Origin of the sequence: uncultured Novosphingobium sp. (assembly GCF_964277725.1) — a bacterium.
Lineage (GTDB): Bacteria > Pseudomonadota > Alphaproteobacteria > Sphingomonadales > Sphingomonadaceae > Novosphingobium > Novosphingobium fluoreni.
In genome coordinates, this window is record NZ_CAXYKL010000016.1 from 1 (window position 1) to 7,942 (window position 7,942).

The following is a 7,942-nucleotide window of genomic DNA, read 5'->3' on the forward strand; positions in this document are numbered from 1 at the left end:
CTATTCGAAGGCGATGATGTCCAGCGTACTGGAGCAGCAGCTGGCGCGACAGTTCGACCAGACGCAAGGGCCTGATCACGGCAGGATCGTGCAGGATCTAATCGACAAGCAGAAGCGAAATCAGCCGTGACCGATATGACCGGGCCTGCCCTTACGACCCCACCGCCCCCACCTCGCCTGCTGAACTGGCTGATCCTTTTTCGAGATATGGCAGGCGGCGCGAAAAGGCGCCTGTTTCACCGGTCATCTGGCGTTCGGCGCCGGGTAGCACAGTTGTCCGGGCGCACCGCTCTCGCATATGGAAGTTTCTATTGTGCTGCGGCTGTTGTCGAGCGGATGCCGGATATCGAACTGGCGGGCCCCGACGGGCGCAGCCTTGGCTACGGCTGAGACAGGACGAGGACGAAGCATGACCCAAACTTCCAAATTCGCAAGCACTCTGTTCGATCTATCGGGACGCACAGCGCTGGTAACGGGTGGCAGCCGGGGTATCGGACGCGCCATTTCCGAACGCCTGGCGCAGCATGGCGCCAACGTCATCGTCTCGGGTCGCAAGATCGAGGCGGCGCAGGAAACGGTGGATGCCATCAACGCGCGCGACGGGGGCCGGGCCATCGCGGTGACGGTCAACATCACTCGTGAGGACGAACTGCAAGCGCTGGTCGAAGCGGGGGAAGCCGCGTTCGGCCCGATCGATATCCTGGTCGCCAACGCGGGCCTGCATATCCACTTCGGCCCCAGCGCCGAGATGACGGACGCGGTTCTGGAAAAGACGATCGCGGGCAACTTTCGCGCGTTGCACCGGCTATCTCAGCGGTTGCTGCCGGGGATGACCGCGCGCGGGTGGGGTCGGATCATCAACATCGGCACGATCGCCGCGCACTTCGGCACGGGTGCGTATCACAGCTATACGCTCAGCAAGAACCTGGCGATGCAATACACCCGCAACATCGCGGTAGAGCATGGCCCATCCGGCATCCGTGCGAACACTGTCTCCCCCGGTCTGGTCAAGACCGACATGGCGCAGGGCCTGATTGATGACCCGGAAGAGTTTGCGCGGGAGATGGCGCGGTCCAGCGTGGGGCGGATGGGGGAACCGGACGAGATTGCCGGCGTCGTGCTGATGCTGGCCAGCGATGCCGGCGGCTATGTCAACGGTCAGACTATTGCCGCAGATGGCGGCCAGACCATCCGGTATGTGAAGTAGCCGATCGCTTAAGGCGCAATGATAGACCGCTTGAAAGGCGGCGATTGATTTGCGCGCTTTAGGAATTAGCGTCGAGATGGGCGTCGCCGATGTTGCTCGACCGGCGGATGGAAAACCAACGATGGGTCTCGCCATCGAATTGTTTGGCACTTTCTCATCGATCCATCCGATTACGGCTATGCGCTGGCCGATCATCTGACAGATGCGCTTTGGCTGGGCTCCAAGACGCGGCTTCGCGCCAAGGAAAAGATGCCAGAGCAGCTCTCACCCAGTTACCTGCTCAAGGTGGATGGCCGCATTCATCCGCCCGCCGGGGTGAACACCCCGACCGGAGCGGCTTATCCTAATCCCCGCGGTTCAATCCCAGGCGGCGGGGAAGTGGCGGACGATCAGGAAGTTGATGGTGGGGAAGTATTCCACCGGCCCGTTCAGCCGCAGCTTGGGCAGGCGACGGATGAAGATCCGCAGCGCGATCGCCGCTTCCATGCGTGCGGTCCACGCTCCGGGGCAGAAATGGGCGCCGGTGCCAAAAGCGATATGGCGGTTGCCGTCCTTGCGATCGAGACGGAAGCTGTCCGGGTCTTTAAAGACATTTGGGTCGCGATTGGCGCTGAGGACGGAAAACAGCACTCGGCCGTCCTTGGGAATCACCTCCCCAGCCATTTCCACATCCTTCACCACGCCTCTGAACATGCCCATCGCGGGCGGGTCGATACGAAGCGTCTCCTCGATAGCGGCATCCACCAGATCGGGGTTTGCCTTCACCTGCTCCCACAATTCCGGGCGTTTCAGCAGGTGCTGCAACGTGTTAAGCATTAGTGCGCCCGTCGTATCGACGCCGCCGATGAAGAACCCCCGAATGGTCCGCCGCACCTCCTCGTCGGTCAGGTAGCGCCCCCGATACTGCGATGTAAGGAGCAGGGATGTCAGGCTATCATCGATCACCGTTCCGACATGCTCGCGACCAGGTGTTTCGATTCCAGCATCGCGCAACTGCTGGCGCTTCAGCTCGAATTGTTCGTCGAAAAAGGCATACATCTCATCCATGACCTGCTTCTGCACGTCCGGCGCGCGGATCATCGCGTCGAGAAAACTGTCGGTCCACCGGCGATACATGTCGACGCGATCTTCCGGAAAGCCCAGGGCGCGAGCGGTGACCTTGGCAGGTACGGGCTTACCGAAAAGCGCCTGGAGATCGCCCGAGCCAAGCGATTCAAAGTCATCGATCACCTCCTCCGCGATCCGCGCGCAGTCCGCGGACCAGCGCTTCACTCCCGCAGGCGACATGTAGGAGTTGTAGAGCCGTTTAAAGTCGTTGAAATCGGGCGGGTCCTGGTTCAGCGCGACCAGATGCTCCATGGGCGCCAGCTGACTGCCCCAATTCTTAGAAAAGTGGCTGTGATCTTCCAGCACCTGGCGAACGTTATCATAGCCCGCAACGTAGTAGTATTGGCCATCAGCGGATTGCGCCACGGGGGAGTTGTCGCGCAAGTCACCATGAAACCGGGGTCGATCTGCCATCGCTTCCGGGGTGGTAGGGTCTACGGTCCGCATCGCACATCCTTTTGTAATTCACGCTTCGGCACGTGTCTTCGGCGGGAACGGTATAGGACGCGCGCGATACCGTCGAGCGAGGGACATCGCCAATGCGAAATCCCGTTGCGAAAGCTGATGAAGTCCTGCGCCCGGCGAGGGACTAGCCGAAGCATCGGGGCCGGAATTGATTGGGCCTGTCCAGCTCCGCCGCCACTGAACTGGCATGGCGAACCTACCATTGATGCGGCCAAGCAATGAGCATTTCTATTCATCGGACGATCCTTCGCCCTTGCGATACTTATGCTGCGGCTTGCCCCGCGCCGCATAGGTCGCTCAGAATGGCTTTCAACGGAGATCGGGAATGTTGAAAACAACACGCGCTGAATTTGATGCCTTGACGCCAGTCGGACAGGCACTTGCCCGCCCCGAGGTACCAGAAAGCCTGACTGCCGCGAACGAGAGGCTGCGAGATACCGCCGAAGCGCGATGGCCCTTCGAACCGCAGCGTCTTCTAGAAGCCGCCAGGGAAGCCACCGGTCTCGATGACTTCGGCGACGACTACTTTCGCGAAGCGCTCGACCAATTGTGCGCGTCGATCCAAAACGAACTGGACCTCAGCCCGGTCGGACGTCGCAACCTTCATGGGCAAATCCTCGATCATCTTGTGCAGCGCCTGCGCTTCGTCGACCTCTGGAAGCGGCAGCCCGAGATACTGGACGAGCCGATCGAAGCACCGATCATCATCGTCGGTCTGCCGCGCTCGGGCACGACGTTTCTGCAGCAGCTGCTCGCAGCGGATGAACGGCTCCGGCCCATCCCCTTCTGGGAGAATCTGGCGCCGCTCCCCGCGCACGACCCGGCGATCCGTCCGCCTGAGGATGCCCCGCTCATCGCACAGGCCGAGGCGAACGTTGAGGGCCTGCGCCGCACTGCGCCGGGGTTGCTGGCCCTGCACCAGCTAGGCGCGGAAGATCCGGAAGAGGAGATCTACCTGCTGGGTCCCGCCTTCGCCACCACGGTGTACGAGTGGGTCTACATGGTGCCTGGTTTCGCCAGCTGGTTCGCGAAGGCAGATCATCGGGCGGGCTATCGCTTCTTCCGGCAAGTCCTGCAGACGCTGCAATGGATGCGCGGTGGCCGGCGGCGTTTTCTTCTCAAGGCCCCGCAACATATGGAGCAGCTTGTGCCGCTGCTAGAAGCGTTTCCCGATGCGGTCATCGTGGAGACGGTCCGCGATCCCCTGACTGCCGCCTCCAGCCTCGCGAACTTGTGCTGCTACGGGCAGCGCTTGCGGACCGAACGCCCGGATCCGCTGGCGGCGGGCGTGGCCAGCGAAGCAATCGTAAGCCGCCTTGTCCAAAGTTATATCCGCGATCGCGATCTACCCTTTGTGGATGCCCGCTTCGTCACCGTGCCCTTTGCCGACCTGATGCGCGAGCCGGTGGCGCTGGCCGAACGCGTGCTCACCGCAGCCGGGCTCGACCTGACGGACGAAACCCGCGCGGAAATGCAACGCTACCTCGATGCCAACGAGGGCAAGGAGCGCGCGCCAGTCGACTATGGCCCGGCGGACTTCGGCATAGATATTCCCCGCCTGAGGGATCGCTTCCAAGGCTATTACGCGCGCTTTGGCCTCAGCCCCGATCCCAAGTTCGCCGCGTGATCGACACCCTGTATTCCTCAAGGAACCGAGCATGACCGAAGCTGCGAACCCCTGGATCGAGTACAACGCCCTTGTCGCAAAGGCGCGCGATCGCATGTTGGCGCGCCCGGAAGCCCGCCACCAGCGGGTCGCGGATCAGGCCGAGTACGCCTTGGCCGCCATGCAGGCGGGCTGCCATCACTTCCATGTGCTCTATCGCGCGAATTATCCGGCGTTCTACCGCCAGACGGTGTGGAGCCCCTACGAAGCGCCGTGGGGCGGCCCATCCTCGGACATGGTCTATGCCTGGGTGATGCTCGACGGCCGGCGGACGTATCGGATCAGGGGCAAGCGCGGCACTACGCGGCTGACCGACCTGCAATTGTTCAACGGCTACTTCGAACGCGAAGCCGATATGCGCGGACTGGGAAACCTCGATTTCGATACGCTGACGGCACAGCCGGACGGAAGCTTCGAATTCATCGCTTCCGCCACCCGTCCTGCCTCGGGCGACTGGCTTCCGCTCGATGCCAATGAGCCCGCCATCTGGGGCCAGTTGCGCGATGTCTATCTTGATTGGGCGAACGAGCGCGCGACGGAAATCCACGTCGAATGCCTCGATCCCGCGCCCGATTCCATGGTCCTTTCCATGGCCGAAACACACACGCGTTTGCTGCGATCTGGCAAATTGCTGGAACGCACCGTCGCGCGGGCGATCGGCTATGCCAACATGAACCGCAAGCTGGCGGGCGGTGACAATGCCTTTGGCCTGGTCCAGGGGGCGCCCTCGTCCGATCATGGCGCTTCGCCGCGCGCCGGGTACGGCGGCATGGTGTGGGATCTCGCCTCGGAAGACGAAGCTCTGCTGATCACGTGGACGCCCCCCGAGGCGCGCTACTGGTCGTTCCAGAACGTTGATATGTGGTGGATGACGATGGATTTCAGCTACCACCAGAGCGGACTGAACGCCCACCAGGCGGAAATCGATGCGGACGGCAAAGTCCGTCTGGTACTTAGCTTGCGCGATCCGGGCATCGCCAATTGGCTGGACCCGATCGGCACACCCATCGGCTTGTGCCAGATGCGCTGGTACGATGGCGTGGTGAACGATGCTCCGCAGGTGGAAAAGGTGGCCCTCACCCAAATCGCCGACCGCCTACCCCATGCTCGGCGAGTCAATCCCCAGCAACGCCAGGAAGCAATCGCCACACGGGCGGCCGCCTCGATCGGGCGTTGGCCGGGCTATTGAGGCCGGATCAACTGGCGCAAAGCTCTTCGTTTTCTTCGAGGTTGGTCACAAGGAGGAGGCGAAGAGGCCTTTTCGTTGTGTTGTAATGCCTTCAGGAAAAGGCAGTCTCGGCTTTTCCTGAAGGCATGACCGGCTGTAGCCGCCACGAACATTCAACGTTCGAAGCGAGAATTCTCTCGGCTTCGCGTGTTTGATTGTCTGATGCCTGCAGATGGAAACACGCCGGTTCGGTGATCAGAGGTCACCTCGTTTTTTGGTGTCGGTGGTACTTGGCCATTTACCGCGACAAATGCTTTCACAGGCCTCGCGGTAGAGTGCTGGACTACTATTCGATCGCGCGCCTTACCAGAACCGTCAAGATGTGTAGCGCAACGGCATGAGAATTGAAGCGGGTAGACAACAGAACGCATTGGCCTTGCGTGCAGCGACGGGATGCTTCGTGATCGTGACTTCTTTGTGATTGCCCCCTGGGCCTGGTCGCCGGCAACGATGAAATCGCCACTTGAACAATAACAACGCGATATGTAGCGTGTCCTCGGGTGGTCGTATCGCTAGCGGGTATGCCGGGGCAATAGGCCGTCAGAACATTGGCAGCAGTGGCGGCAGGCCCATCGCCACGCGCCCGGCGTCTTCCATCATTGCACGCTGAAACACGATGTGCCCGGCGGCGGCATTGACATCACGCAGGGCGCGTTCGAATGGTTGGTCGCTGAACAGCGCGGTTCCGCCTGCCGCGCGGTAGCACATTTGCACCGCCTCTACACTGGTTTCCACGGCATGGACACTAGCCCGCCGAAGCCGCGCGCGCGCTTCCATGCTTGCCTCGCCCTCATCGCGCACTTCGCGCCACAGTCGCTCAAAAGCATCGCGGACACCGAGCCGCGCGGCCTCAACCATCGCGTCGGCCTTGGCGACGACATATTGCGTGAACGGCTGATGAGAAAGGCCATGGCGCGGCGGCGGCGGCGTCTTCTTTGCGGCCAGATCCCGTAAAGCGGCGATCGTGGCCCGCGCGATACCCAGTGGAACCGCCGTCAGTCCAAACCCGAAATAGCTGGTGGGCAAGCGGTACAGCGGCGATTCATGCTGAGGAGCCGCGCCGAACATCATGAAGGCGCGCTGTTCCGGCACGAACACATCGTCGAGCCGGAACTCGGTGCTGCCGGTGCCCCGCATGCCACCGGTTTTCCAGCTGTCCAGGATCGTGATGTCCGAGGCCGGAACCAGCACGTGTCGCACCACGGGCACGCCGCCGGGGCCTTTGCGCATCTCAGCGCCATCGAACACGAAGCAGCCGCCCATCACCCACTTGGCCTGATGCACGCCGCTGGCCCACGCGAACGTCCCGCTTACCCGATAGCCGCCTTCAACCGCGATCGCTCGCCCTTGCGGCGGGCCTGATCCGGCGGTTGCAACTTCAGCATCAGCGAACAATTCCCTCGCCAGGTCCTGATCCATGACCCCTGCCATCGAGCCGCCGTTGGTGCCGATCGCGTAGTTCCAACCGACCGAGCCGTCGTAAGTGGAAACTTCCTCGATCAAATCGAAGACGCAAAGTGGCGAAAGGCCCCTGCCCCCCAGGTCCTCGGGTAGGAGCAAGCGGTAAATATCGCGGTCGGTAAAAGCTTGGCCTACGCTGTCAGGTAGTCGGCGCAAGGCCTCGGCTTCATCACGCGCAGCTTCGACGATCGGGCGGAGAGAACGGGCCTCTTCCCACAAATCTGGCGATATGGTTTCGATCACCAAAGCTCTCCTGATCGTTGCCGCGCAAGGAATGCGCGCATTTGTGGGGAGGTTAGTGCTGCGGAGGCGGTGCGGCAATCCGCCCGCTAAGACATTATGCACGTGCTCTATTTCATGGGAGCGCACGAACTGCTGCGCTATCGGCGGCTTAACCCGTCCCTATGGTTCCCTCAAGCTGCGAATGACAGCGGCTTGGTCCGCCCCGCCGGCTGGATGGATTGCTGGCGGAGCCGATTGAAATGACTGACTTACGCCCAATCAATTCAGACTTTGCCTTAGGTCAAGTGCGTAAGCGACTGAGGATCAAAGGCGGGCAAAGGTTCACCCAAACGCGCCTTACGCACCCAATACGGATCATGCAGCAGGGCCCGACCGACCGAAACAATATCGAATTCCCCCGCCTCGAACCGCTCCAGAACCAATGGCAGGTTATTCGCACCATCGCTGCTGGACGACATCGTATCGTACATGCCCTTGCTAAAGCCGATTCCACCAACAGCGCCGGTCAGCTTGCCGGTGAGCTTCTTGGCCCAGCCCGCCAGCGACAGGTCGGACTCCTTCGGAA

Annotated in this window: 6 protein-coding genes and 1 pseudogene; 4 read left to right on the top strand and 3 right to left on the bottom strand. The window is 61.7% G+C overall.

Annotation, left to right across the window (positions count from 1 at the left end; genetic code table 11):
• Positions 1–409: 409 nt before the first annotated feature.
• A complete protein-coding gene (locus ACHWRX_RS01185) occupies positions 410–1,207 on the top strand; it encodes an SDR family NAD(P)-dependent oxidoreductase (protein WP_288417919.1) in 798 nt (265 codons plus the stop codon).
• A gap of 76 nt (positions 1,208–1,283) precedes the next feature.
• Positions 1,284–1,406: a hypothetical protein gene (locus tag ACHWRX_RS01190; RefSeq protein ID WP_394657787.1), complete on the top strand. Its 123-nt coding sequence runs from the start codon at positions 1,284–1,286 to the stop codon at positions 1,404–1,406.
• Positions 1,407–1,564: 158 nt separating this feature from the next.
• On the opposite strand, the gene ACHWRX_RS01195 is transcribed toward ACHWRX_RS01190, so the two are convergent.
• The gene (locus tag ACHWRX_RS01195) at positions 1,565–2,761 is read right to left on the bottom strand and encodes a cytochrome P450 (RefSeq protein ID WP_183616990.1); all 1,197 of its coding nucleotides are present in this window, start codon (positions 2,759–2,761) and stop codon (positions 1,565–1,567) included.
• A gap of 343 nt (positions 2,762–3,104) precedes the next feature.
• On the opposite strand from ACHWRX_RS01195, the gene ACHWRX_RS01200 reads away from it, so the two are divergent.
• Together ACHWRX_RS01200 and ACHWRX_RS01205 are read left to right on the top strand one after the other, a co-directional pair.
• Entirely contained in the window at positions 3,105–4,406 is a 1,302-nt protein-coding gene (locus ACHWRX_RS01200) for a sulfotransferase family protein (RefSeq protein WP_394657788.1), read from the top strand.
• A gap of 31 nt (positions 4,407–4,437) precedes the next feature.
• The gene (locus tag ACHWRX_RS01205; protein WP_394657789.1) at positions 4,438–5,634 is read left to right on the top strand and encodes a hypothetical protein; all 1,197 of its coding nucleotides are present in this window, start codon (positions 4,438–4,440) and stop codon (positions 5,632–5,634) included.
• 579 nt (positions 5,635–6,213) lie between these two features.
• Here ACHWRX_RS01205 and ACHWRX_RS01210 read toward each other — a convergent pair.
• Together ACHWRX_RS01210 and ACHWRX_RS01215 are read right to left on the bottom strand one after the other, a co-directional pair.
• Positions 6,214–7,377 carry an acyl-CoA dehydrogenase family protein gene (locus tag ACHWRX_RS01210; RefSeq protein ID WP_288483419.1) on the bottom strand — a complete coding sequence of 388 codons (1,164 nt, stop codon included), beginning with the start codon at positions 7,375–7,377 and terminating at the stop codon, positions 6,214–6,216.
• Positions 7,378–7,652: 275 nt separating this feature from the next.
• Positions 7,653–7,942, bottom strand: a pseudogene (locus tag ACHWRX_RS01215) (12-oxophytodienoate reductase); the annotation flags it as partial.